Below are 25,022 nucleotides of genomic sequence, written 5' to 3'. Positions count from 1 at the left end.
ACTCAGTCGCCCTCGGCCACCCCGTAGGCGGCGCCGCGGCCGAAATAGAGGCTCGGCGAAACGCCCAGGGTCCGGCGAAACATGGCGCTGAAGGCGCTCTGGCTGTCGTAGCCGAGGTCCAGTGCGACCTCGAGGATCGAGTGCCCTGCCGCCAGCGCATCGAGGCTGGCGAGCAGGCGCATGCGCCGCAGCCACTGGACGAAGCTGAGACCGGTTTCGCGCTGGAAGGCGCGGGTCAGGGTCCGCGGGCTGACGCCCAGGCGACGCGCGGCATCGCCCAGGCTCCAGTCGGCGGCCGGCTCGGCGCGCAGGCTGCGGCACAGCGCCGCCAGTCGCGGATCGACCGGCTGTGGCACGTGCAGGGCGAGGATCGGCAGCACCCGCAGTTCATCGAGGATCAGCTCCATCACCCGCTCGTCGCGGCCACCCGGCGGGTAGTCCGGGGCGATCCGCATCGCCGCGACGATCAATTGCCGCAGCAACGGCGGCACGTCCACCACCCGGCAGTCCCGCGGTAGGTCGTGGCGCGCCTGCGGGGCGATGAACAAGGTGCGCATGCGCACCTGGCCGGCGAAACGCAGGCCATGCTCGATACCGGCCGGCAACCAGACACCGCGTCCCGGCGGCACCACCCAGGTGCCCTCGGCGGTGCCGACCGTGACCACCCCGCTGAGCGCATGGATCAATTGCGCGCGCGAATGCCGGTGCAGCTCGACGCGCTCGCCGTGGAGATAATCCTGGGCATAGGCGAAGACCGGACGGGTGGAAGGCAGGTCGATCAGCATCGGGCGGGCCTTGGCGGGCAGTGGGGGCGCTGTCTTTTTACCAGCCGCGCCATGCTAACGACCAGTCCCGGCGAAGCACGCCGGCGCNCGCTACCCTGGCCGCCCCGGCGTGGCGCGACTACCTGGCGTATCCGCCGCGCCATCCCTCCCCAAGCACAGGAGCGAAACCAGCATGGCCTCTTACGCGGAACTGTTCGATATCGGAGAAGACTTCGCCGCCTTCGTCGGCCATGGCCTGGCCACGGAACAGGGCGCGGTCGCGCGGTTCCGGCAGAAGCTGGAAAGCGACGGGCTGCCGAGCGCGCTGACGGAACGCCTGCAACGCATCGAACGGCGCTATCGCCTGCTGGTCGCCGGGGAAATGTGGTGCCCGGACTGCCAGATCAACCTGGCCGCGCTGGACTTCGCGCAGCGCCTGCAACCGAACATCGAGCTGGCGATCATTTCCAAGGGCCGCGCCGAGGACGACCTGCGCCAGCGCCTGGCGCTGGAGCGAATCCCGATTCCGCTGGTACTGGTGCTGGACGAGGAGTTCAACCTGCTCGGACGCTTCGTCGAACGGCCGCAGGCGGTGCTCGACGGCGGTCCGCAGGCGCTTGCGGCGTACAAGGCGGGCGACTACCTGGAGCACGCCATCGGCGACGTCCTGGCGATCATCGAAGGCGCGGCGCGCTGAGACAGCGCCTGCGCCCGCTTCTCAGTGCCGCGAACAGCCCGCGCCAAGGCCTCGGTACTGCAAGCGATGTAGGCGTCCGGCGCTGTCGCGGTAGAGCATCACCAGCGGCACCACGCCACAGGTGGCCGGCACCGGCGTGACGGAAAGCACCCGCTCGATGTCCAGCGGCATGCCGTAGTCGTAGCGCTCGATCGGCGGCAACTCTTTCCCGTCGTCGTCCGCCGCCTGGACCTGGGACCAGCAGGACAGCAGCAAGGCCAGCAAGAACGAGGTTTTCATGAGGTCTTTTCTCCATGCTGCGCCCCGTCGGACGAGACGCTTTGCGAATAGGCCCGGAGCAACCAGGCGAGGTCGGTGAGGATCGCGGCCAGGCGCCACTCGCCGGCGGCCGCCAGGCGGGCGCCGGCACGGCGTGCGTGCCGCGCGGCGAGCGGCGGATCGCGATGGCGGACGGCGATGGCTCGCAGTGCGCGCTCGATCCACCGCGCCTCCGCGGCGGCCGGGTCGAGCCCGGCCAGGGCGCGCCACAGGCGCCGCGACTCGCGGCCGAGTTGCAGGGATACGAAGCCCAGGCGCAGGGCCAGCGCGCTGCGCGGATGTTCCATGCCATGCAGCGCGCCCAACTGGGCGATGCGATGCTGCTGGCGGGCCTGCCAGGCATGCGCGTCGAAACCGGCGCGACGACGCAGCAAGGCGAGGGTCTCGCGGCGCAGATGGTCGAGCAGCGACGCCGAATGCCGTTCCAGGTCCTTCGGCAGCAGGCGGTAGACCAGCAGGCTGATGCAGAGCGCCAGCACCCAGGCGCAGGACTGGTTGGCGAAGTCGCCGAAATCGAAGCGGGCGAGATTGCCGGTGGCGACCAGGGTGTTGAAGGCGATCAGGTAGGCGATTCCCTGCAACGCCCGCCTGGGCACTGTGGTGGCCTGGATACCGAACGACCAGAAGAAGGCGAGGCACAGCAGCAGCAATGGAAAGCCGTTGATCAGCGGTAGCAGAAGGAATTTGCAGAGCAATGCGGCAGGTATCGCGTAGAGCGTGCCGCGAATGAAATTGCGCGTGCCCTCGGCGGGAAAGGGCGAGGCTGCCAGCAGCGTGCAGTAGGGGCCGAGCACCGCCAGCAGGGTCGGCCCCTGGTCCCACCCGCTGAGGAACCACAGGGCGCCGCCGACCAGCATCGCCAGCCAGGCTCGCGCGCCGTTGCGCAAGGCCTCGCGGTAATGTCGATGGAAGGCCGCTGGGCGGACGTCGGCGCGGGCCCGGCCGTCGAGCCGGGCGAACCCCCGCAGGGCGGCCTGCAGGTCATCCAGTTGCTCGTCGAGACGCTCCATGAACAGCCCTTCGCGACAGGCATCCGCTTGGTCTGTCGGAAGTCCGCGCCGAATCGCCGCCAGGCGACCGCGCAAGCTCGCGAGCCGTCGCGCGGCGCCGGCGAAGTCGAGCTCGCCGCGATCCAGTTGGCCGCCCAGCAGGCGCAGGTCGTCGGCCATCGGCAGCGCCAGTCCACGCTCCGCCAAGCGCCGGGCCCAATGCGTCTCGCCGGCGAAGCGGAACTCCATCAGCGTGGAAAACAGCGCCGCCAGGCCACCGCGGATCGCCGGGAGCGCAGCGCTCAGCGCCCGCGACTCGGCGCGACCGACACCCAGCAGGTCGTCTACCGCGTAGACCTCGCCGGCCAGCGTCCGGCGACGGCGCTCCAGTTCCCCGTCAGCCGCACCGGCATGCCGCGCAGCGACCAGCGCCAGCGTCGCCGCGCAGAGCGAGACGAGACGCTGGCGCACCCGCCCGGACACGGTCCTGCGGCTGAAAAGCACGGTCACCAGGCTCAGGCAGCAGACCCCGACGATTACCGCCGAGGCGCGGGTGACGATGTGCTCGAAGGCCGCCTCGGGCTCGACCATGGCCGGTCCCAGCGCCAGGCACACGGTGTAGCCGGCGACCACCGCGGCGGTGGCGTAGAAGTGCCGGACCAGGCTCATGACGCCGACGCAGAGACCCAGCCAGAAACCCAGGGCGACGACGAACAGCAGCATCTTCTGGGTGAACAGCGCGGTCAGGACGAAGGCAGCGAGCGTGCCGACCAGGGTACCCACGGCGCGCCACCAGCCCTTGCCGACCACCGCTCCCTGCACCGGATTGATCAGCAACAGCACAGTGGACGCCGCGGAAAACGGCGAATCCAGTTGCAGGTAGAGCCCCAGGCCGAGCGCCAGAGCGGCAGCGCCGATGCTGCGCAGCACGTAGTCCAGGCTGTCGGTCCGCCAGGGCAACGGCAACGCCGCGTACCAATCGCGCCCGCCGGACGCCGACGCCGCCATCAAAGGTACTCCTGCAACCAGCGGGTCAGCCGCCAGTGCCGCGCGGTCCCCGCCTGCAGCACCTCGACACTGCCGGTCATGCCGGCGGCAAGCACCACGCCCGCCGGTACCCGGTCGAGTTCGATGCGCACCGGCACGCGCTGCGCCAGGCGTATCCAGCTGAAGTTCGGGCTGACCTGCGGCAGGCCGCTGTCGGCACGGCTTTCGTTGAGGTCGGCGACACCGCGACCGATGCTCGCGACATGGCCGTCGAGCAGCGGATCGAACCCCATCAGCTTGATCGTCGCCGGCGCGCCGACCTGTACATTGCGCAGCTTGGTTTCCTCGAAATAGCCGGTGACCCAGAAGCTTCGCCGATCGACGATGAAGATGTTGGTCCGGCCCGCCGCCGCGTAATCGCCGGGCTGCACGCGCAACTGCGTCACATAGCCGTCCACCGGCGAGCGCAACTCGCTGCGCCGCAGGTCCAGCCGCGCCTGGTCGAGCGCCGCCCCGGCGGCCTCGGCGCGGGCGCGGGCGATACGCAGGGCGCGACCGGCGTTGGCGACCTCCTCGCGCGAAACCGCGCCGGCCAACTGCATGCGTCGGCGCCATTGCTCGTCACGTTGGCGCAGGGTTTCCCGCGCCTGCTCCAGCTCCGCCTCGCGCTGGCGCACGGCCAGGCGATAGCTGCGCGGATCGATGCGGTACAGCGGATCGCCGCGGGCCACCCGCTGGTTATCTGCGACGAACACCGCCTCGACGCTGCCGGAGACTTCCGGCGCGATGCGGATCACCTGCGCGCTGACCCGCCCGTCGCGGGTCCAGGGCGCCAGCACGTAGGCTTGCCACAACTGCAACGCCAGGCACAGGGCGAGCAGGCCGCAGGCGAAGGTCGCAGCCACCTTGGAAAGACGAACGATGGACATGGGGACCTCGGCTCAGAACTTCAGCACCAGCACGGACAGCACGATGAACGACAGGAAGAAACGCAGCAGGCCGGGATGCCAGGCGCATTCCAGCCAGCGCCAGGCGAGGCGCTCCAGCAGCAGGTAGAGCGGCATCGCCAGGCACAGGTAGAGGAACAATGGCGGCACGTAGAGGCCGGAAACGGAGACTTCGCTCAGCATGCAGGGCACCAGGGTATCGAGGGCGCGGAGCGGTCGGCCGCTCCTGTCGGGTTGAGGAGCACAGGCTACGGGGCGTGGCGATTTGCAAATATCGACTACTCAGCCAGAAAATAATCGAATTCGGACAACCACAGGACCTGCCGTGAGCCGTGAACCGCAGACCTACCTCGCCCAACGCTTCGATCCCGACGCGCTCGGCCAGCCGGCCCTGGCCCTGCAGCTGGAGGCCCGGCACAACGACACCGAAGTGCCGGTGCACCGGCATCGCAAGGGCCAGCTGGTGGTGGCCTGCCGCGGCGGCATCACCTGCACGGTGCCCGATGGCCTGTGGATGGTGCCGGCCGGTTTCGGTGTGTGGATTCCCGGCGGCATCGCCCATAGCAACCGGGTCACCGCCAACGGCAAGGTCTGCTTCCTCTTCGTCGAGCCGGGGGCGGCACGCCTGCCGAGCGACTGCTGCACCCTGGCCCTGTCGCCGCTGGTCCTCGAACTGATCCTGCACCTGAGCGCGCAACCGCAGGACTATCCGCACGACGGCCCGCTCGCACGTCTCGCCGGGGTGCTGCTGGAACTCCTGGAACAGGCGCCGACCGAACAGCTCTACCTGCCGCTGCCGGACAACCGCGGCCTGCGCCGCATCGCCGACGAACTGACCCGCGCCCCCGGCGACCGCGCCAGCATGGCCGAATGGGCCAGGCGAGTGGCGATGAGCGAGCGGTCCCTGGCGCGGATGGTGCGCCGGGAGACCGGCATGACCTTCGGCCAGTGGCGCCAGCAATTGCAGATCATCATCGCCCTGCAGCAACTGTCCGCCGGCGTTTCGGTGCAACGCACCGCCGAGATCCTCGGCTACGAGTCGGTCAGCTCGTTCATCGGCATGTTCCGCAAGGCGCTCGGCAGCCCCCCGGCCCGCTACGTGCGCGACAGCATGCGGCGGCCAGCCGACTGAACGAAGGTCGACGGAAAGGTCTTGCAGTTCGTCAGCTGTTCTCCCCCGAGGCTGGCACTCGAAGGCACTTCTGGGAATAATGCCGCCCTTTTTTCTCCAGGAGGATCAGATGGTTACGCACTTCTTGAGCGAATCCGGCCAGGCAGCCTGCGGGCGCGGCGACAGCAACGTGAACGGCTCGAGCGACGTCGGCCAGGTCAGTTGCAAGACCTGCCGGCGCACCAACGCCTTCGCCCAGGCCCAGGAAAACGCCGCTCCGGCCAGTGCCCCTGTCACCCCCACCGCCGCTGCGCCAGTGATCGACAAGGCCGCGCCGCGGCCGAAAGCCGAGGCCAGGCTCGCCGCCGCGCAGCGCCAGGACCGCGATGCCGCCCGCAAGGCCTGGCAGGCGCGTCTCAACGAATTGTCCGGGAAGAACCGCATGCCGCGCTCGCGGCGCCGCGCGCAAGCCTATCTCTGAGCGGTAGCGGTACTTCGCGGCGGATGTCCGCACGCGGTCATATCCGTCCTGCCCAGCACAACCGCGCGTCCCCTCATCAGGCCAGGCCCTGCGCCTCCGCCAGGGCCAGGCCGTCGAGGGCGCCGGCGAGCATCTCCGGCAGATGGCGCGGCTCGTCGGCCAGCTCGGCCAGCTCCGACAACCGATGCGCCGCCGTCAGCAAGGCGATCCGCCGACGCTCCAGGCGCCGACCGCTGAAGCGCTCGTAGGCGGCGACGATGCGCTCGGTGAGGTCGGCATCGATGAACGCGGAATAGATGAATTCCTGGTGCAGCGGACCGATGCCCGCGTCGGCGAAGTCGTACACACCGTTCAGCCGCCCGGCCTCGCTATCGAATGCCATGTTCCAGCCATGGCCGTCGAAGAAGCCGAAGATCGAACCCAGCGGATCGGCAGGCAGCTTGGCATATTCCCGCACCAAGCGTTCCGCGCGTTCGCGCCAGGCCGCAGGCAGCAGCGGCAAGGCGCGCCTGCGCATCGCCGCAGGCGACTCCCAGGGACGCACCGGCAAGGCTCCAACCGCCCGCATGCGCGCCGGTGGCAGTCGATGCAGCTCGGCGTAGAAGCGCCCCAACGCATCGCCGACCGCCTGCCGTGCGGGTTCGTCCAGGCGCCGGTAGTCCTCGCCCAGGAGGTAACCGCCAGGCAGTTTCTCGTGGCGGGAAAACAGCGGCGGTCCCGCAAACACCTGCGGCGCCGGCACCGGCAGGCTCACCGCCGGACGCACCAGGCGTAGCACGGCGGCCTCGCGCAGCAGCGCCGCCTCGGCCTCCGCGCCGCGCGGAAACTTGAACACCCAGCGCCCTCCGACCTCCACCGCCGTGGAATGCCAGCCCGAGGCCAGGATGGCGAAAGTGGCGTCCGCCAGCTCCGGACAGGCCGCCACTATCGCCCGGCGATATTCCTCCAGGGCACGCGGTTCCTTCACCGACGACTCCGCGCGACCATCGCCACGATCGCCTCGTACAGTTCCCGCCGCGCCTCTTCCGGGGCGATCTCTTCGGTGGCGGCCGCGTGCGACAGCGCTTCGGCGGCGCCGATCATTGCGCGCAGAGCGGCGACGGTCAGCCGTCCGCCGCCGGCGAAGGGCTCCAGCACGGCGCGGCACTTGTCCATGAAGAGAACCTCGTAGTCGCGCTTGATCCGCTCCAGCTCCGGCGAGCTGGCGAGGGCCGCGACCACCCCGGGAATCTCCCGGCCTTGTTGCATCACGCAGTCGACATAGGCGCGGGCGATGACGTCGGCGCGCCCCTCCAGGGTCGCCTCGCTCGCTTCCAGGGCAGCCTCCATCAGCGCCGTCTGGCGCAGGTCGTAATCCTGGTAGAGCGCCGCCAGCAGGCGGGCGCGGGTGCCGAAGTGGTCATAGACCACCGGCTTGGTCACCCCGGCCTGCTCGGCCAGGCGTCCGAGGGTCAGCGCCTCGGTACCTTCTTCGCGGACCAGCCGCCAGGCCACCTCGAGCAACTGGCGCTGGCGCTCGTCGCGGGACAGGCGGCGGCGTGGCGACGGGTCGTCTGGGAAGTGCGTTGACATAGATAACCTACTAAAAGTAACTTACTAAAGGTAACCTACGGAAAGTAGGTTTTACCCAGACTATCGACTTGCCCCCCTTCCCGCAATTCCCGGAGGAATTCGCCCATGCATGCCCTGATCGTCGTCGCCCATCACCATCCTCGCTCTCTCACCCACGCCCTCGCCGCGCGCATCGCCGAAGGCGTGGTCCGTGCCGGCCATTCCGCGGAAACCGCCGATCTGGCGGCGGAAGGCTTCGAGCCGCGCTTCGGCCTGGCCGACCACGCCGTGCATCGAGGCCAGGCGTCGCCTCCCGCCGACGTCCTCGCCGAGCAGGCGCGCATCGATCGCGCCGATACCCTGGTGCTGGTCTACCCGATCTACTGGTGGTCGATGCCGGCCCTGCTCAAGGGCTGGATCGATCGCGTGTTCTCCAATGGCTGGGCCTTCGACTACAGCATCGGCGGCGACCTGCGGAAAAAGCTGCAGCGCCTGCGCGTGGTGCTGGTCGGTGTCGGCGGCGCCGATGCCGGCACCTTCGAGCGGCACGGCTACGCCGGGGCGATGCGCACCCAGATCGACCATGGCATCTTCGATTACTGCGGCGCACGGGTGGTCCGTTCCGAACTGTTGCTGGAGTCGGAGAGCGCCGATCCGATCCGGCATCTGGACCAGGCCCTGCACATCGGCAGCCAGCTCTTCGCCGCACGCGGCGCGCAGGGGGCCGCCCAGGCGCAGCCGCTGGAGGCCTGACCCCAGGTCATTCGGCCAGGTGCATGGCGAAACCGGCCCGCTGCGGGGCAAGTTCGTCGCGCAGGGTCAGCGCCGGGATCAGGTAGTCGCCGCCGTTCTGCCGGCGGAACGGGATCGGCGCAGTGCGCTGCAGGTCATCGAGGCGCCGGCCCAACTGCTCGCTCAGCGCGGCGAAACGCTCCGCGTCGATCCGGCCGCTGCGATAGACGACGAACGGCGGCAATACCTCGAAGCCGGGGTAATGCAGGATGCCGTGATGGATGGGGAACAGCAGGTCGTCCATCGGTCCGTTGATACCGCGCGCGGCGTAGTGCGACTCCCAGCCGCCGGCGGTGACTACCAGCATCGCCCGCTTGCCCTGCATCCGGCCCTCGCCGTAGCGGTCGCCCCAGTGGCTGTCGGAATGTTCGCCGACCCCGTAGGCGAAGCCGCAGGCATAGACGCGATCGATCCAACCCTTGAGGATCGCCGGCATGCTGAACCACCAGAGCGGGAATTGCAGGATCAGCGTATCGGCCCAGCGCAGCTTGTCCTGCTCACCGGCGATGTCGACGCTCTGCCAACCGTTCTCGAAGGCGCGCAGGGAAGTTGCGGAAGGATCGAAGCGTTCGCTGGCCTCGCGCTCGAGGCTGTCGCCGGCATCGAGCACGGCCTTCCAGCCCATCGCGTAGAGGTCCGAAACCTGCACCGCATGGCCGGCCGCCTCGAGGCGGGCGACCGCGAAGTCCTTGAGCGCACCGTTGAGGGACCGCGGCTCGGGATGGGCATAGACGATGAGTACGTTCATGGCGGGTCTCCGGCAAAAGGTGGGCGCAGGATCGGCCATCGCCGGATATAGTTGAAATGAATATCCGAAATTCCAGGTATATGGATGATTAATCTCCGGCGACTGGACCTGAACCTGCTGGTGACCCTCGACGTGCTGCTCACCGAACACAATGTGACGCGCGCGGCGGAACGCCTGAATTTTTCCCAACCCTCGGTGAGCGTGCACCTGGCCAAGCTGCGGGCGATCTTCGACGATCCCTTGCTGCTTCCCGGCCCGCGCGGGATGCGCCCGACGGCGCGGGCGGAGGAGCTGCGCGAGCCGTTACGCCTGGCCCTGGAAGCCCTGGAGCAGGCGGTGGCGCCGGCCGCGCCGTTCGATCCGACGCAGTCACGGCATACCTGGCGCGTCGCCGCCACCGACTACGCCGAGTCGGCGATCCTCCTGCCGATCCTCGCCAGTCTTCGCCGCCAGGCGCCGGGCAGCCGCCTGGCGGTGCTGGAGCTGGCGCCGACGCGAATCGTCAGGCAGGCGGAACGCGGCGAGATCGACCTGGCCTTCCACACCCTCGAAGAAGCGCCGCCGGGACTGCGCTGTCGCCGGCTGTTCAGCGAGCGCTATGTGCTGGCCGGGCGCGCCGGGCATCCGGGGCTGCGTCGGCGACCGACGCTGAAGCAGTTCTGCCGCCTCGAGCAGGCGATCGTCTCGCCCGACGGCGGCGGCTTCCTAGGTCCCACCGACCAGGCGCTCGCCGAACTCGGCGCGGAACGCCGGGTGGCGTTGTCGGTGCCGCACTTCCTGTTCCTCCGCGCGGTGCTGGAAAGCACCGACCTGGTGGCGCTGCTGCCGTCGCGACTGGTACGCGAGCGCGACAGGTTGCGGGTGGTCGAGGCGCCCCTGGAGGTGCCCGGCTACGACCTGGCCATGCTCTGGCACGAGCGCTCGCACCGCGATCCGGCCCATCGCTGGCTGCGCGAACTCATCGCCGCCTCGGTGTAACGCGGCGATACGCTTCGGTCGTCGCCGCGGTTTGACGCACCGTCGCGCTTTGCCCAAGCTAGCGGGCTTCGATCCACCACCAGGAAGTCCTTGGCGTGAAGTTTCCGTTCCATCCCTGGCGCCGCCTGCTGCTCTGCGCGCTCCCTTTCGCCGCCCTGCTGACGGCATGCGACGACGGCAAGAAAGAGCCCCCGCCCAAACCCGCCGAAGTCACCACCTACAACAGCGTGCCCTGGGACGCCCTGCCGGCCACCAGCGACGCCGACCTGCTCGCCGGCTTCAATGCCTGGCGCTCGGCCTGCGCGCGGCTGTCCAAGGACCCGGTATGGGGCGAGCCCTGTGCGAGCGCCACGACGGTCGCCGCCGATCCGACGGCGGTGCGCGCGTTCCTCCAGGAGCGGATGCAGGTCTATAGCCTGCGTTCCTCCAGCAACGGCGACCAGGGCCTGATCACCGGCTACTACGAACCGGTCTACCACGGCAGCCTGAGCCAGGGCGAAAAAACCCCGGTGCCGGTCTACGGCGTACCGGACGACCTGGTGGTGGTCGCGCTGGAAAGCGTCTACCCGGAACTCAAGGGCAAGCGCCTGCGCGGACGCCTGGAAGGCCGGGTGCTGAAACCCTACGACGACGCCGCGACGATCCGCGACAACGGCTCCAGCGCGCCGGTGCTCGCCTGGCTGGGCGACCCGATGGACCTGCAGTTCCTGCAGATCCAGGGTTCCGGGCGCATCCAGCTGGAAGACGGCCGGCAACTGCGGATCGGCTACGGCGACCAGAATGGCCACCCGTACAAGCCGGTCGGCCGCTGGCTGTTCGAGCAGGGCCTGGTGCCGAAGGAAGAGATCAGCATGAAGCGCATCCGCGACTGGGCCGAGGCCAATCCGCAGCGGGTCTCCGAACTGCTGGCGAGCAATCCCAGCTTCGTGTTCTTCAGCCTGCGCCCGGACAGCGACGAAGGTCCGCGCGGCTCGCTGAACGTACCGCTGACCGACGGCTACAGCGTGGCCATCGACCGCAAGGTGATTCCGCTGGGCAGCCTGATGTGGCTGTCCACCACCCGCCCTGACGACGGCAGCGCGGTGGTCCGTCCGGTGGCGGCCCAGGATACCGGCGGGGCCATCGTCGGCGAGGTCCGCGCCGATCTGTTCTGGGGCACCGGCGACGCCGCCGGCGAACTCGCCGGACACATGAAGCAGCCGGGCCGGCTCTGGCTGCTATGGCCCAAGGGCGCGCCGCTGCCCGCCTCCTGAAAACCTCCGGCCGGTGCCTACGCACCCGGCCGGGACGGCTGGCCAACGCAACGCCAGCGAGCGCCCGACACCGCAGACCAACATCGACGGCGCCGGGCGCGCTTGCGGCAGCAACCATTCAAACGATGAATGACGCCGCAGAATCCTCTGTGATGATCGCCGCGCCAGCCGGACCTCCCGCGCCTCGCCGCAGCGGCCAGGCCCCCCGACACCACTTGTCCGTGCTACCCCCGGCAGGCGTAGCCGCGGCCGCCTGCCTCGGCAAAAAGCCATCAGCCGGCACGCTTCGACGCCCCTCATGGCGCCCTTTCGCCAACTACCAATTCTCATAGTTGTGAGGGGAAATTTGTATCTTATTTTAAATACCCACGAAACATATAAAAACACACACAGCGAAACACTTCGGAAAACCAACGCAAGGTGGAAGTGCAATGCGTGACCGTGAATCCATTCTCATCGCTTTTCTCTCTTTCCTGACGATAAGACTGCATGGCAGCAGTTGACTGCCCTTGAGTCGACGGCACTCCGTATTTCCATAACGGTTTTTCCGGGCAAGGCGCCTCGACGCTTGCCGCTCGCGTGAGCGAGCCGGTGGGCGGCGGACGACTGGCAGAGCCCGGGAAGACTCGGTGGCCGTCTTCGCGAAAAACCAAAAATCCTTAATTTAGCCGAAGAAGCCGGCAGATGGACTCATTTTTTCGAAAAAAGGCGATTGCCAGAATGTCCCAGAACTCCCTGCTCGACCTGTACGCGCACCCGACGGTGGTGGCCCGCTTCAGCGAAATGGCAGCGCTTCATCCCCATCGCAAAGCCATCAGGGACCGTTTCGGAAGTGTCGACTATCGGCAACTCCTGCATAGCGCCCAACAACTTTCAGACTATCTTCTCGAGCATTATCCGCAGCCGGGAGTTTGTCTTGGAGTGTACGGCGAATATTCTCGGGAAAGCATTACCTGCCTGCTCGCCATACTGTTATCCGGCCATCACTACTTATATATAGACCTGAAACAACCGGCGGCCTGGAATGCAGAGTTGTGCCGGCAGGTCGACTGCCGCCTGATCCTCGACTGCTCGACCACGCCGACGCCCGCCAACGGTCTTCCCTGCGTCCCGGTCAGGCACCTGCCTGCCGCTCCAGCCTCGGTCGCCCGGCCATGCTTCGCGGCGGACCAGATCGCCTACATCAACTTCTCCTCGGGCACCACCGGCCGCCCGAAAGCCATCGCCTGCACCCACGCCGGCATTACCCGCCTGTGCCTGGGCCAGTCGTTCCTCGCGTTCGCTCCGCAGATGCGCTTCCTGGTGAACTCGCCGCTGTCCTTCGATGCGGCGACCCTGGAGATCTGGGGTGCGCTGCTCAACGGCGGCTGCTGCGTGCTGAACGACCTCGGCCCCCTCGACCCGGGCGTGCTGCGCCAGTTGATCGGCGAGCGCGGAGCCGACAGCGCCTGGCTCACCGCCTCGCTGTTCAACACCCTGGTGGACCTCGACCCGGACTGTCTCGGCGGCCTTCGCCAGTTGCTCACCGGCGGCGACATCCTCTCGGTGCCGCACGTGCGCCGGGCGCTGCTGCGGCATCCGCGACTGCACTTGGTGAATGGCTACGGACCGACGGAGAACACCACCTTCACCTGCTGCCATGTCGTCACCGACGACGACCTCGAGGAAGACGACATCCCCATCGGCAAGGCCATCGCCGGCACCGCGGTGCTCCTGCTCGACGAGCACGGACAGGAGATCGCCGAGCCCGACCGGGCCGGGGAGATCGTCGCCTTCGGCGCCGGCCTGGCGCAGGGTTATCGGAACGATGCGGCGCGCACCCGCGCCAGCTTCGTCGAGTTGCCCTATCGCGGCCGCCTCCTGCGTGCCTACCGTACCGGCGACCGCGCTCGCTACGACGAGCAGGGCCGGCTGCGCTTCATCGGCCGCGGCGATGGCCAGGTCAAGCTGAACGGCTATCGCCTCGACCTCCCCGCCCTGGAACAGCGCTTCCGCCGCCAGCCAGGCATCCTCGACTGCGCCCTGCTGGTCCGCGAGCGCAACGGCATCAAGCAACTGCTCTGCGCCTGGACGGGAAAAGCCGACGCCAGCCCGCAGGCCCTGCTCCGCCAACTGCCCACCTGGCAGCGCCCGCATGCCTGCGTCCGGGTCGAGGCCTTGCCCTTGACGGCGCACGGCAAGCTGGACCGCGCCGCCCTGCTGCGCCGCCTGGAAGAACCGCTGGAGCGCTGCGCCAGCGCGCTCGATCCCGACCAACGCGGCTGCGCGCAGCTGTGGAGCGAATTGCTGGGTTGCGAGGTCGGCGCCGCCGACCAGGATTTCTTCCTCTGCGGCGGCAACTCGTTGCTCGCCCTGCAACTGGTCGCCCTCTGTCAATCGGCGGGTGCGGGAGCAAACCTGGGACTCGCCGACTTGCAGGCAAACTCGCGCCTCGACCAGTTCAGCCGTCTCCTGCGCAGCCACGGCTTGGCGCCGGAGCGTCTGCTGGAACGGGCGGCGACGCCGGAGCAGCCGCTGGTGCTGTCGAGGAGCGCGGCATGAACGTCGGTCTCTCCGCGGAGGTGCGCTACCACTGGTTCCGCGAGCACCTGGTGGTGGTCGGCGATTGGCACCGCCTGTCCCCCTCCGAGCGCGACCGCCTGCGGCACCAACCGATGCCGGATGAGGCCGCGCAGTCCTTGCGCGTCGACCTGTCGCCCTGGTCCTGCGGGATGGTCTTCAGCGAGCTGCTCGGCGCCGACCTGACCCGCTTCGGCCTCTGCTACCTGGCTCCGGCCGAGGTGCCGGCATCCGACCTGACGCGCCTGGGGCGGCGCCTGCGCGAAGAGTTCCCGTTGCTCGACAGCCAGGTGGACAGCGGCGCGGAAGGTTTCGAACTGGTCGTCCACGGGCAGCCCGAGGAGAGCCCGGCGCTGGAAGTCGGCCCCTTCGCCGACGAAAACACGCTCATCGCAGCGCTGCTGCAACGCCCGCATTCCCTGTTCGAGCGCGGCCTGCTGCGACTGTTCCACGGGCGCTGCGGAGGACGTGCGCGCTGGGGCGTCTGGCTGCATCACCTGGTCGCCGACGCCGACTTCGCCAGCGTGCTGCTGGCCCGCCTGGCCGTGCTCAACGCCGACCCCACGACCGAAGCGGCGGCCCCCGAGTTCGGCTTCCTCCAGCAGCAATGGCGCCTGGAGCGCCAGCTGCGCGAGCGCAGGACCAGGCTGGAAGACTACTGGAGCGAGCGCGGCGAGGCGTTCCGTGAACTGGCGAGCCTGCCCTGGGCGGAGCTCGCCAGCCATTGCGAGGATTTCCGCTTGGCTGCCACGCCAGGAGGCGGCGAAGCCGCCCTGCTGACCCGGCTCGCCTGCGCCCTGGCTCTCGCCCTGGCCAGCCAGGGCGCCACCGGCAAGGTCCTGGCGCTGACCCCGGTCAGCCTGCGCAGTCGCCGAGGCACGGCGGTTTCCGGTTGCTGGCTGAACCTGGTGCCGCTGTTGCTGGACGCCGCGACCGCCGAGGACACCTTCGAACGACACAGGCTCGAGGCCTTCGAGCACAGCCTGCTGCCGGCGGAGGCCATCGCCGAACGGGCCGGGCTGCGCTATGCCGACGCCCAGGTGATGATCAATGTCATCGACCAGCCATTCCGCAGCGCCGGGTTCATCCACCGGCCGACACTGAAGAGCCGCCTGCCGCTGACCCTGACCCTGGTCCGGCGCGACGACGGCGGCTGGGACGCCAGCCTGGCCAGCCGCTTCGGCCGCGAACGGACCCTGGCGCTGGCGGCGGCCATGGCCGAGGCGCTACGCCCATGCTGATCCTGCTGCCTGACTTCATCGGCCACCCGAGCTGCTTCCGCGGGCTGCTGGCACGCCTCGGCGCAACGGACTGCCGGCCGGTCGACTACCACCGGCTGGATGCCTACGCCAGCATCGAAGCCCTCGCCAGCCAGGTACTCGACGGCCTGGCGGAAGAACCGGACTGGCTGATCGGCTATTCCTTCGGCGGCCTGGTCGGCTACGAGATGGCCCGCCAGTTGCCGGCCAGCCGCCTGCTGATGATCGACAGCCACCTGCCCTGGCCGGCCCTGCGGCGAATGCCGCCGAGCGAGCAATACCAGCGCTGGCTGAGCGCCGAGATGCGCGAATGGATCGCCCTGATGAGCGAGCTTGGCGAACTGCGCGAAGAGGTCCTGCTGCGCAATGTCGAGCTGTTCGGCCGCTGGCAGCCCCGCCATCGCCTCGCCCGCGCCAGCTGGGTGCGCTGCCGGGACGACGCCGGCCGCGACCCGGCCGCCGAACGCTGGTGCGACCTGATCGAGCGGCTCGACACCTTCCCCTGCGAGCGTCCGCACCACCTGGCCCTGCAGGACCCGGCGGTGATCGATTTCATCGTCCACACCGTCAGCAAGGAGTCCATCCAATGAAACACTATCGGCAGGTGGTATCCCCGCAATTGCGCCAACAGGCGCTGGACTGGATCCTCGCCGCGGCGCAGCGGCCGGACCCGGCGCTGGAACCGGAATTCGACATCGCCGACGACGAGCGCCGCGAGGCGAAGAAGGTGCGCAACCTGCACCGCCACGACCCGCTCTTCTGGGACGACTGGTTCGCCCGCTCCGGGCTCGACGCGCTGGTCCGCGACCATCTGCGCAAGCCGCGCCTGCTGCGCCACGCGGCGTTCATCAAGCGCCACGCCGACGAGTCCTACATCCCGCTGCACCAGGACATCGCGCTATGGGAGAAGCGCTACGAAAGCGCGCAGACCTTCTGGGTCGCCCTGACCCCGTCGCGGAACGACAACGGTGGGATGTTCTATTACCCCGACGACCGCACGATCTTCCCCCACGAGTTCGACCTCGCCTACCCGATGTTCAAGTGCATCGACCTCCAGGCCAACGGCATTTCCCGCGAGCAACTGGTGGATGCCGAGCTGGACGCCGGCGACGTCCTGGTCTGGCCCGCCCGCACCGCACATGGCAGCCACAACAACCGCAGCGGCGAGCTGCGCATCGGCATGCCGATCGTCTTCGTCGAGGACGACGAATTCCACCAACTGAATCGAGAGGACAGCATGAAAACCTGGATCGCTTCCAACCTGAAAAGCGTGTTCCCGGACGAAGCAATCACCGAGGACAACCTCGACCACTATCTTCCGCAGCTGTGCGACTACTCGCTGAAGATGGTCACCTTCCTCGCCCGTTTCTCCCGCCAGTTCGGCCATGCGCCGAAGATCCACGACTTCATCAGGGAGCCGCGGCTGGCGACGCTGTCGGCCTCGGACGCGGGAGCGAGACGATGATCCGGGTCATCGACTGCACCCTGCGCGAGGGGTGCCAGGCCCGCCAGTGCAGCTTCGACAGCGCGCAGTCGGTCCAGCTGGCACGGGAAATCGCGGCGCTGGGGGTGGATATGATCGAGTGCGGCCACCCGCGGATTTCCGCAGACGAACGCGAGCGGGTACGCGCCGTGGTGGCGGCGGTTTCCACGCCGGTGCTGGCCCACGCCCGGGCGCGCCGGGAGGATATCGACGCGGTGCTGGAAACCGGTGCCCAGTGGGTCGGGCTGTTCGCCTCGATCAACGCGATCTCGCTGGAAACCAAGTTCAAGGGCATGAACCGCGAGGAGGTGCTCGAACTGTTCCACGACGCGATCCGCTACGCCCGCGAACGCGGCCTGCGGGTCCGGGCCACGGTGGAAGACGCCGCACGCACCTCGGTCAGCGACCTGGTCAGCATGATCGCCACCGCGCGCGACGCCGGCGCCGATCGCATCTGCTTCGCCGACAGCGTCGGCATCCTGCTGCCGGACGAGACCTTCGACGTGCTCTCGCTGCTGCGCCACGAGTTCCCCGACGTGGTCTTCGAGTACCACGTGCACAACGACCGCGGCCTGGCCCTGGGCAACACCCTGGCGGCGATCCAGGCCGGGGTCCAGTGGCACTCGGCGAGCTGCAACGGGATCGGCGAACGCGCCGGGATCACCGATACCTTCCAGTTGCTGACCCTGCTGCACACCAAGTTCGCCGCCGACCGTTTCAACCTGAAGAACGTCCTCGCGGTCTCCGAACTGGTCGAGGCGCACAGCCGGATCAAGCGTTCGCCGATGCACCCGGTGGTCGGCGAGAACGCCTTCGTCCATGTCGCCCGCCTGCACCAGCTGGCCATGCAGGAAAACCAGGACGCCTACAGCGCCTTCGATCCGGAACTGATCAACGGCCGCGTCTCGCTGCAACGCTACATGCCGATGCACCGCCAATCCCTGTTCCTCACGCCTTTCGAGAAGTCCGCCAGCGAACTGAAGTACCACCGCCACGGCCCCGGCAAGCGCTTCGTCATGCTCGACCGGCGCCTGCTCGACGGCTCGCCGTTCTACTTCATCGCCCGCCAGTTCCACGACGTCGGCGACGGCGGGCCGGGCCACGTCGACAGCCACGTACACAACTGCGACTCGGTGTTCCTGTTCCTCGGCAGCGACGAGGACTACCGCGGCCTGGAGGTGGAAGTCCTGCTCGGCGGCCAACTGCGCCGTTTGCAGAGCCCGGCCAGCGTGTTCATCCCCGCCGGCGTCGAGCACAGCTACCGCTACCTCGGCGGCAGCGGCACCTACATCAATTTCGTCCACAAGGGCGATTACCACGAGAGCCTACTGGAGATTACCCAATGAAGCAGTTCGACAAGCACGCAGACGCCTACAACGTGGTCCGCGGCAAGATCGCCTATCCGGATTCGCTCTACCGCAACCTCGCCGAACGCGCCCCGGCACGCGAAGCGGCGCTGGACATCGGCTGCGGCAACGGCGTCTCGACCGTCCGCCTGCAACCCTGGTTCCGCTACGTGGAAGGCAGCGACCTGGGCGAGGCGCTGATCGCCAAGGCCCGCGAGAACTACCCGGAGATCCGCTTCAGCGTGTCGCCGGCGGAAACCTTCGCGCCGCAACGCCGCTTCGACCTGGTCACCAGCGCCACCTCCTTCTACTGGATGGACCGCAAGCAGGTGCTGACGCGCATGGCCGACTGGCTGACCCCCGGCGGGCTGTTCTGCGCCTACAAGTACGACTTCCCGATCGCCTACGGGCCGCTGCGCGACTTCATCGAGCACGAACTGGTGAACAAGTGGGCCAAACACCGTGATCCGCGCCTGACCCGCTATGACGACACCCTGGAGATCATGGGCAGTTGCCCGCACCTGCGCGACTGCCGCCGCGAAGTGTTCGCCAACATCATCTTCCTCAGCCCGGAGGAGGTCGCGCTGTTCTTCCTCTCCACCAGCTACGTGACCCGCTACATCGAGCAGGAAGGCGGCGAAGACTACGCCGACCGCTTCATCGCCGCGGTGCGCGAGATCGAGAGCGCGCCGCAGGTGGCGGTGAACTTCGACATCCACGCCTTCACCGCGCTGAATCGCTGAGGAGCCGGCATGAGCAGCCTCCCCGTACCCGTATCGCTCGACAGCACCCTCCGCCATCTCGGCAGCGCCGACCCGCGGCGGCCGTTCCTGATCGACGCCCGCGAGCCGGAGCGACCGCTGGAATACACCTGGGGCGACGCCGACCGCCAGGTCGATGCCCTCGCCGAGCAGATCGCCGCGCATGCCTGCCGCAGTGTCGGCGTGCTGCTCGACAACAGCTACCGCAACCTCTGCCTGATCTATGCGGTCATGCGCGCGGGCAAGCATCTGGTGCTGATCGATCCCGAGTGGGGGGAGGCCGCGAAGCAGGCCATCGTCGACGAGATGCGCCTGGACGCGCTGGCCAGCGAACATCCGCTCGAGGGCGCGCTGGCCGGGCTGCGCCTGGCGCTGGACTTCGAGCGCAGCGCGACGCGCCGGCTCGACCGCGCCGCGCACAGCCACATGATCCTGTTCACCTCGGGCACCACCGGCCAGCCGAAAGGCATCGAACTCAGCCAGCAGGCCATGCTCCATGCCTACCGCATCGGCCGCGACTGCCTGGGCATCGGCGAGCACACGCGCTCCGGTTGCTTCTACCGGATCAGCGGCCTGGGCATCCTCGGCATCAATTTCCTCTTCCCGCTGCTGTACGGCGGCAGCGCGGTGCTCCTGCCGCTGCACTGCTGGGCCGACAGCGAAGGCTTCTGGGAATGCGTGGAACGCTTCGGCATCAGTTTCCTCTACCTGGTGCCGCCGGTGGTCAACCACATGGTCAAGGAAGGCTCCCCGCCGCCGCGCCGCTTGCCGTTGCAGCGCCTGCTCTGCGTCGCCGGCTCGGCGCGCCTGGACGCCGACCTGCAGGCGGCCTTCCAGCGCGACTACGCGGCGCTGGCGAACATCTACGGCCTCAGCGAGTGCGGCTTCGCCTTCCTCTTCGGCAAGCGTCGCGGCGATGCGTTCGACAACTCGGTGGGACCTGCCGTCGGCCTGGAACTCAAGCTGACCGACCCCGACGGCCGCCCGCTGGAGGGCAGCGGCGAACGCGGGCGCCTGTGGGTGCGCACGCCGAGCCTGTTCTCCGGCTACGTCAACCGCCCCGACCTGACCGCCCAGGTGCTCGAGGACGGCTGGCTGAACACCCAGGACCTCGCCTACTTCGACGAGGACCGCTGCGTGCACGTCCTCGGCCGTTGCGACGGCACCATCAACAAGGGCGGCAACCTGTTCCATCTGAATGAATGCGAAAGGGCGCTCAACGGCCTGGACGAGGTGATCGACGTCTGCTGCCTGAAGGTCGACTGCCCGCTCTATGGCGAAGACTATGTCGCCGTGATCCACACCGCGCCGCAGGTCGAGTTCGCCTTCCTGCCCTGGCTCCAGCAGCAGCTCGGCACCCTCCGCGCGCCACAGCGCGTGGTGCTGTCGCACCAGGCCCTGCCGCTGAACGGCGCCGGCAAGCACGACCGCCGTGCGCTCGCCGCCCTGCTGCAACGGGAAGCCTCGTGATGTGCGGCATCCTCGGTTACGTCGGCACCGGTTTCAGTGTCTCGCGCTTCGCCGGAGCGCTACGCCTGCTGGCCCATCGCGGCCCGTTCGGCGAGGGCATCGCGGCCCTGCCGAACGGCGCCATCGGCATGACCCGCCTGCCGATGTCCGGCGCCGCGGCGGTACCGCTGCCGCCGCAGGAGGGTCAGCGGCGGGTCGCCTACAACGGCGAGGTCTACCAGGCCGGCTGCGAAATCCATGGCGAGATCCGCCTGCTGCTCGACGGCTTGCAGCGCGGGGTACTGCCGGACGGCATGTACGCCCTCGCCAGCTGGGACCCGCAGACCCGGCAATTGACCCTGCTGCGCGACGAGTTCGGCATCAAGCCGCTGTACTACAGCTACCAGCCCGAGCGCGGCCTGCTGGCCTTCGCCTCCGAGCCGCGGGCGCTGCTGCACCTGCTCGGCGGCGCCCGCGCCGACGCCGAGGCGATCGCCCAGGTGGTCGCCGCCGGCGTGCCGCTGGAAGGCCAGACCCTGTTCCAGCAGGTCCGTCTGCTGCTGCCCGGCGAGGTGTTGCGCTTCGATCTCTCCCAGGAGCGTCCGCGCCTCTGCCAGCGCCAGCGGCTGGCCACCGCCCCGGCCAGCGAGGTGGACAGCCTCGACGAGCAGCTCGGCGAAACCCTCGAACGCTGCCGCCAGACCTTCCGCCCCTGCGCCCTGCTGGTCAGCGGCGGGGTCGATTCCAACCTGCTCGGCAGCTACCTGGACCCGCAGTTGCAACGCTTTCACCTGTGCCTGGAAGGCGACGAGGAAAGCCTGCTGCCACACCCTCGGCTGCAACGCTTCGAGCTGCGCCAGGAAGCCTTCATGCCGCTGCTGCGTCGCGCGGTCGGCAACTTCGGCGGGGCGACACGGATGTCCAGCCTGCTGATGTACCAGCGCCTGGCCGACGGTATCGGCGAGCAGGGCTATCACTGCGTGCTTCTCGGCGAAGGCGCCGACGAACTGTTCTGGGGCTACCCGCGCCATCTCGAACTCTGGCGCCGGCGCGACACACCGGAACCGCGGCGCTTTGCCGCCGCCTGGTTCGGCGAGTACCGGCGCAAGGCCGCGCTGCTGGCGGAACCGGCGGGCCGACGGGTCGCCGAGCGGATCGAGGAACTCGCCCACGAGGCCCTCGGCCAGGGCCTCGAGGCGGCGATCGGCCAGTTCGACCTGCACTACTCGCTGGAGCCGCTGCTGCGCCGCGCCGACCATCTGCTGATGTCGCGCACCATCGAAGCGCGCACCCCCTACCTGCATGGCGCCCTGGCGCAGCGCGCCGGGCGCCTCCAGCGGATCGTCGGCGACACCGCCAAGGCACCGCTGGTGGCGCTCCTGGAGCAGCGCGAGAAACGCTGGCAGGCGCAGCCGAAACGGCATTTCCGCCTGCCGTTCGAACGTTGGCCGCAGGCCCTCGGGGAAATGCGCCGGCACCTCGCCGAACGCCTGCCGGCGCTCCACGACCTCGGCCTGGAAGGCCTGGATGCACCGAGCGTCGCGGCGCTGCCCGGCGACCAGTTGTTCACCCTCACCACCCTGTCGCTCTGGCAGCAGGAATACGGAGCCTCGCTATGACAACCATCCATCGTCGCCCCGCGCCCTGGCGGGGCAACGCGGTGTTCTGCGCTTCGGCCGCTTTCGCCGCCGGCCTGGAAACGCTGTTCGCGCGCCTGCTGGAGCGGCGTCCCGCGGATAGCGCGGAGGCTCTCCTGCGCCAGCGCCTGCATCACGAACTGGAGCATGGAAGCGGCGTGCTGCTGCACGATTCCGCGCTGCTGCGCGGACTCGCCGAGGACGAATTCCAGCGGGTGTTCCGCGCATTCTGCCAATGGCTGGGACGCACCGTGGCGATCAACCGCAACGGCGAGTACCTCAAGGAAGTGCGCGACCTCGGCCTGCGCGACGCCCGCGACGCGCCGCAGCGCGGCCACCTGACCAGCCAGGAACTGGCCTTCCACTCCGATCGCGCCGACCTCACGGTGCTCGCCTGCTGGTCGCCGGCACGCCGGGGCGGCGCCTTCCGCATCCGTTCCTCGGCCGACGTCCTCGCCACCCTGGAAGCCGCCAATCCGGCCTGGCTGCCCCTGCTCGGCCAGCCGATCCCCCACGACCTGCGCGACGAAGGCGACGCCGACTACGCGCTGGTGCCGCTGCTCACGGAAACCCCGCGGACCTTCGTCTTGCGCTATATCCGCAAGTTCAACGAATCGGTGACGCGCCACGGGCTAAGCCTCGCCCCGCAGGTGCGAAGCATGCTCGACGGCCTGGACGAGGCGATCGAACGCGCCGACGGCTATGCCGAACTGGACTTCAGCAAGGGCATGCTGGTGCTGGTGAACAACCACACCACCCTGCACGCGCGCACCGAGTTCAGCGACGACGAGCGGCAGCGCCGCTGCCTGCTGCGCTGCTGGCTGAGCAGCGAGTTCACCCGCGAACTGCCGGAAAGCTTCCTGCCGCTGTTCCACCAGGTAGCCGCCGGCAGCCTGCGCGGCGGCATCCGTCCCCTCGCCCAGGAGCCCCGCCCGTGAGCGACAACACCTTCAGCGTGCAACGCTTCCGCGCCCTGCCGACGGAAATCCACGTGATGCTCGTCGGTACGCTGCTGACCCGCGGCGCCTACTTCATGGTCTGGCCGTTCCTGGCATTGCTGCTGTGGCGCGAGTTCCGGCTGTCCGCCAGCGCCATCGGCCTGCTGCTGGCGCTGGCGACCGTCTGCGGCGCGCTCAGCGGCATCTACACCGGCTGGCTGTCGGACCGTTTCGGGCGCAAGCGCCTGATCTTCTTCGGCACCAGCCTCAGCGGGCTTTCCTTCGTGTTGCTGGGCTTCAGCGGCCAGCCGCTGTCCTACGGACTGGCGATCTCCGGGGTGAGCATCGGCTGCGCCCTGCTCGAATCCAGTTGCAAGGCGCTGATCGGCGACCGCGTCGAGGATCGCCGCTCGCGGGAACTGGCGCTCTACTGCCGGTACTTCCTGATCAACCTCGGCGCCGCCCTCGGCCCGCTGATCGGCCTGACTCTCGGCGTCGCCGCCCAGGCCGGCACCTTCCTGGTCACCGCGCTGGTCTACTTCTGCTACGGTCTGCTGCTCTGGCGCCTGCTGCACCACCTCGAACTTAAGCGGCGCAGCCTTGCCCCGCGATCCTCGACGGGGTTCCTCGAAGCCTGCCTGAGCATGGCCCGGCATCGCGCCTTCACCCTGCTGTTGCTGTGCAACATGCTGGCCGCGCTGATCTACGCCACCTTCGATTCGACCCTCGTGCAGTACCTAACCCGCAGCGGTCTGCCCGACGTGGTCAACAGCATCGCCCTGCTGGTGACCATCAACGCGCTGACCATAGTGGTCGCCCAGTTTCCCCTCCTTCGCCTGCTGGAAAACACCGGCACCGGCGGCCGCCTGATGCTCGGCATGCTGCTCATGCTCCTGGCCCAGCTAGGCTTCGCCTGGACCCCGGTGACCCTGTTCGCCGGCCTGGCGCTGGCCACGGTGGTGCTCAGCCTCGGCGAACTGATCGTGTTCCCGACCTTCAGCGTGGAGGTCGACCAACTGACCCCCGACGACTTGCGCGGCAGCTATTTCGGCGCGGCCAATCTCTACAGCCTCGGCACCGCGCTGGCACCGCTGTACGGCGGGATCATGCTCGACCATGCCGGCAGCCAGGCGCTGTACCTCGGCCTGGCCGCGCTGTGCGGGGTGATCATGCTGCTGCAGGTCGGCGCGGTCGGCCTGCGCCAGGCCGAGCGGGCCGGCGGATGAGCGGCGCGCTGCTGGTCTCGGGATTTTTCCTGCGCCGCTCCGCCTGGTCCGTGGAAGGCGCCGGCTGGCGAAGCTGCGACCATCTGCGCAACGCGCCCGGATGCGACCTGGCGCATTGGCTGGACCAGGCCGCCGCCACGCTGGCCGGCGAGGAGCGGGTGATACTCTGCGGCCACAGCTTCGGCGGCTACCTGGCGCAATGCCTGGCGGCCCGCCTGGGCGAGCGCGCCGCGCACCTGTACCTGTTCAGCGCGCTGGTCAGCGAGGGCGGCGGCGCGCTGGAAAGCTACCAGGACAGCGGCCAGGACAATCTCCTCGGGCTATGCCGCCTCGACCCGCTCGGAGGGCGGGTCCGCCTGGAAGACCGCGCCGGCTTCCTCGAACTGCTCGGCGCCGAGGTGCCGACCAGCGCCAGCGAACCCGCGCAATTGCTGATCGACTCGCCGCGGCAGGTTCGTCCAGCCTGCCCGGTCACCTACGTTGTGGCGGCCGCCGACCGGCTCAGCCCGCCGCCGCTGCAACGTACCTTCGCCCACCGCCTGGACGCGCGAGTGCGGGAATACCCGGGCGGGCACCTCGCCGCACTGGCGGACCCGCGCTTCCTTCGCGCCCTGATCGAATCTAATAATTAGATAGATAAATCCGAAAATACGCGCTTTTTTATCGCAATGATCTGACGGATGATGACCCCATCAACCGCCCGCACCCTCGCGCAAACGAGCGGCGACGGGCCCAATGGAGATCCGAT

The 25,022-nt window shown here is 68.7% G+C and carries 25 protein-coding genes; 17 read left to right on the top strand and 8 right to left on the bottom strand.

Going from position 1 to position 25,022, the window contains the following annotated elements; genetic code table 11:
* Window positions 1-2: 2 nt before the first annotated feature.
* Complete coding sequence (locus tag ACTJJX_RS05895) at window positions 3-785, bottom strand: AraC family transcriptional regulator (RefSeq protein ID WP_003123116.1); 783 nt, start codon at window positions 783-785, stop codon at window positions 3-5.
* A 172-nt stretch (window positions 786-957) separates the two neighbouring features.
* On the opposite strand from ACTJJX_RS05895, the gene ACTJJX_RS05890 reads away from it, so the two are divergent.
* Window positions 958-1,461, top strand: coding sequence for a thioredoxin family protein (locus tag ACTJJX_RS05890; protein ID WP_003123117.1), 504 nt, complete (start codon window positions 958-960; stop codon window positions 1,459-1,461).
* Window positions 1,462-1,482: 21 nt separating this feature from the next.
* Here ACTJJX_RS05890 and ACTJJX_RS05885 read toward each other — a convergent pair whose 3' ends face one another.
* The 4 genes from ACTJJX_RS05885 to ACTJJX_RS05870 are packed head-to-tail and all read right to left on the bottom strand — an operon-like array spanning window position 1,483 to window position 4,894.
* Window positions 1,483-1,740: a DUF2790 domain-containing protein gene (locus ACTJJX_RS05885; protein WP_003107483.1), complete on the bottom strand. Its 258-nt coding sequence runs from the start codon at window positions 1,738-1,740 to the stop codon at window positions 1,483-1,485.
* Window positions 1,737-3,776 (bottom strand): FUSC family protein, encoded by a 2,040-nt coding sequence (locus tag ACTJJX_RS05880; protein WP_016851868.1) that lies wholly within the window; start codon window positions 3,774-3,776, stop codon window positions 1,737-1,739. The genes ACTJJX_RS05885 and ACTJJX_RS05880 overlap by 4 nt, the downstream gene beginning before the upstream one ends.
* Window positions 3,776-4,684 (bottom strand): efflux RND transporter periplasmic adaptor subunit, encoded by a 909-nt coding sequence (locus tag ACTJJX_RS05875; protein ID WP_003112442.1) that lies wholly within the window; start codon window positions 4,682-4,684, stop codon window positions 3,776-3,778. The genes ACTJJX_RS05880 and ACTJJX_RS05875 overlap by 1 nt, the downstream gene beginning before the upstream one ends.
* 12 nt (window positions 4,685-4,696) lie before the next feature.
* The gene (locus ACTJJX_RS05870) at window positions 4,697-4,894 is read right to left on the bottom strand and encodes a DUF1656 domain-containing protein (protein WP_003082517.1); all 198 of its coding nucleotides are present in this window, start codon (window positions 4,892-4,894) and stop codon (window positions 4,697-4,699) included.
* 133 nt (window positions 4,895-5,027) lie between these two features.
* Between ACTJJX_RS05870 and ACTJJX_RS05865 the strand changes: the two genes are divergently transcribed.
* Window positions 5,028-5,834, top strand: coding sequence for an AraC family transcriptional regulator (locus ACTJJX_RS05865; protein ID WP_003082516.1), 807 nt, complete (start codon window positions 5,028-5,030; stop codon window positions 5,832-5,834).
* A gap of 109 nt (window positions 5,835-5,943) precedes the next feature.
* On the top strand, window positions 5,944-6,294 hold the full coding sequence (locus tag ACTJJX_RS05860; protein ID WP_003082515.1) for a hypothetical protein: 351 nt from the start codon (window positions 5,944-5,946) through the stop codon (window positions 6,292-6,294).
* A gap of 76 nt (window positions 6,295-6,370) precedes the next feature.
* Here ACTJJX_RS05860 and ACTJJX_RS05855 read toward each other — a convergent pair whose 3' ends face one another.
* Window positions 6,371-7,219, bottom strand: coding sequence for an aminoglycoside phosphotransferase family protein (locus ACTJJX_RS05855; protein WP_003120541.1), 849 nt, complete (start codon window positions 7,217-7,219; stop codon window positions 6,371-6,373).
* A 38-nt stretch (window positions 7,220-7,257) separates the two neighbouring features.
* The gene (locus ACTJJX_RS05850) at window positions 7,258-7,866 is read right to left on the bottom strand and encodes a TetR/AcrR family transcriptional regulator (RefSeq protein ID WP_016851869.1); all 609 of its coding nucleotides are present in this window, start codon (window positions 7,864-7,866) and stop codon (window positions 7,258-7,260) included.
* 105 nt (window positions 7,867-7,971) lie between these two features.
* Here ACTJJX_RS05850 and ACTJJX_RS05845 point away from each other — a divergent pair, with 105 nt between their 5' ends.
* Window positions 7,972-8,598, top strand: coding sequence for an NAD(P)H-dependent oxidoreductase (locus tag ACTJJX_RS05845; protein WP_003082512.1), 627 nt, complete (start codon window positions 7,972-7,974; stop codon window positions 8,596-8,598).
* Between the two features lie 7 nt (window positions 8,599-8,605).
* Here the strand turns inward: ACTJJX_RS05845 and ACTJJX_RS05840 are convergent, their stop codons facing one another.
* Entirely contained in the window at window positions 8,606-9,385 is a 780-nt protein-coding gene (locus tag ACTJJX_RS05840) for an NAD(P)H-dependent oxidoreductase (protein WP_003162621.1), read from the bottom strand.
* An 84-nt stretch (window positions 9,386-9,469) separates the two neighbouring features.
* On the opposite strand from ACTJJX_RS05840, the gene ACTJJX_RS05835 reads away from it, so the two are divergent.
* From ACTJJX_RS05835 to ACTJJX_RS05775, 13 genes are all read left to right on the top strand, one after another.
* The gene (locus tag ACTJJX_RS05835; protein ID WP_003116363.1) at window positions 9,470-10,363 is read left to right on the top strand and encodes a LysR family transcriptional regulator; all 894 of its coding nucleotides are present in this window, start codon (window positions 9,470-9,472) and stop codon (window positions 10,361-10,363) included.
* Between the two features lie 95 nt (window positions 10,364-10,458).
* Window positions 10,459-11,616: a murein transglycosylase A gene (mltA, locus tag ACTJJX_RS05830; protein WP_016851870.1), complete on the top strand. Its 1,158-nt coding sequence runs from the start codon at window positions 10,459-10,461 to the stop codon at window positions 11,614-11,616.
* Between the two features lie 720 nt (window positions 11,617-12,336).
* On the top strand, window positions 12,337-14,157 hold the full coding sequence (locus ACTJJX_RS05825; protein ID WP_023082597.1) for a non-ribosomal peptide synthetase: 1,821 nt from the start codon (window positions 12,337-12,339) through the stop codon (window positions 14,155-14,157).
* Window positions 14,154-15,416, top strand: coding sequence for a hypothetical protein (locus ACTJJX_RS05820; RefSeq protein ID WP_010793931.1), 1,263 nt, complete (start codon window positions 14,154-14,156; stop codon window positions 15,414-15,416). The genes ACTJJX_RS05825 and ACTJJX_RS05820 overlap by 4 nt, the downstream gene beginning before the upstream one ends.
* A complete protein-coding gene (locus tag ACTJJX_RS05815) occupies window positions 15,410-16,024 on the top strand; it encodes an alpha/beta fold hydrolase (protein WP_012614371.1) in 615 nt (204 codons plus the stop codon). The genes ACTJJX_RS05820 and ACTJJX_RS05815 overlap by 7 nt, the downstream gene beginning before the upstream one ends.
* The gene (locus tag ACTJJX_RS05810; protein WP_003120545.1) at window positions 16,021-16,899 is read left to right on the top strand and encodes a phytanoyl-CoA dioxygenase family protein; all 879 of its coding nucleotides are present in this window, start codon (window positions 16,021-16,023) and stop codon (window positions 16,897-16,899) included. Before ACTJJX_RS05815 ends, ACTJJX_RS05810 begins: the two co-directional genes overlap by 4 nt.
* Window positions 16,896-18,263 carry a 2-isopropylmalate synthase gene (locus ACTJJX_RS05805; protein ID WP_016851871.1) on the top strand — a complete coding sequence of 456 codons (1,368 nt, stop codon included), beginning with the start codon at window positions 16,896-16,898 and terminating at the stop codon, window positions 18,261-18,263. Before ACTJJX_RS05810 ends, ACTJJX_RS05805 begins: the two co-directional genes overlap by 4 nt.
* Window positions 18,260-19,006: a class I SAM-dependent methyltransferase gene (locus tag ACTJJX_RS05800; protein ID WP_003112447.1), complete on the top strand. Its 747-nt coding sequence runs from the start codon at window positions 18,260-18,262 to the stop codon at window positions 19,004-19,006. Before ACTJJX_RS05805 ends, ACTJJX_RS05800 begins: the two co-directional genes overlap by 4 nt.
* A gap of 9 nt (window positions 19,007-19,015) precedes the next feature.
* Window positions 19,016-20,494, top strand: coding sequence for an ANL family adenylate-forming protein (locus ACTJJX_RS05795; protein ID WP_003159809.1), 1,479 nt, complete (start codon window positions 19,016-19,018; stop codon window positions 20,492-20,494).
* A complete protein-coding gene (locus tag ACTJJX_RS05790) occupies window positions 20,494-22,092 on the top strand; it encodes an asparagine synthetase B family protein (RefSeq protein ID WP_003112449.1) in 1,599 nt (532 codons plus the stop codon). The genes ACTJJX_RS05795 and ACTJJX_RS05790 overlap by 1 nt, the downstream gene beginning before the upstream one ends.
* Window positions 22,089-23,048 carry a clavaminate synthase family protein gene (locus ACTJJX_RS05785; protein WP_003082503.1) on the top strand — a complete coding sequence of 320 codons (960 nt, stop codon included), beginning with the start codon at window positions 22,089-22,091 and terminating at the stop codon, window positions 23,046-23,048. The genes ACTJJX_RS05790 and ACTJJX_RS05785 overlap by 4 nt, the downstream gene beginning before the upstream one ends.
* Entirely contained in the window at window positions 23,045-24,274 is a 1,230-nt protein-coding gene (locus ACTJJX_RS05780; RefSeq protein WP_003082502.1) for an MDR family MFS transporter, read from the top strand. Before ACTJJX_RS05785 ends, ACTJJX_RS05780 begins: the two co-directional genes overlap by 4 nt.
* Complete coding sequence (locus ACTJJX_RS05775; protein ID WP_016851872.1) at window positions 24,271-24,906, top strand: alpha/beta fold hydrolase; 636 nt, start codon at window positions 24,271-24,273, stop codon at window positions 24,904-24,906. Before ACTJJX_RS05780 ends, ACTJJX_RS05775 begins: the two co-directional genes overlap by 4 nt.
* The last annotated feature ends 116 nt before the right edge of the window (window positions 24,907-25,022 follow it).

It is taken from the genome of Pseudomonas sp. 22490, from assembly GCF_052044465.1.
Lineage (GTDB): Bacteria > Pseudomonadota > Gammaproteobacteria > Pseudomonadales > Pseudomonadaceae > Pseudomonas > Pseudomonas aeruginosa.
The sequence above is the reverse complement of the archived record's forward strand: the minus strand, read 5'-3'. Positions and strand labels throughout refer to the sequence as shown.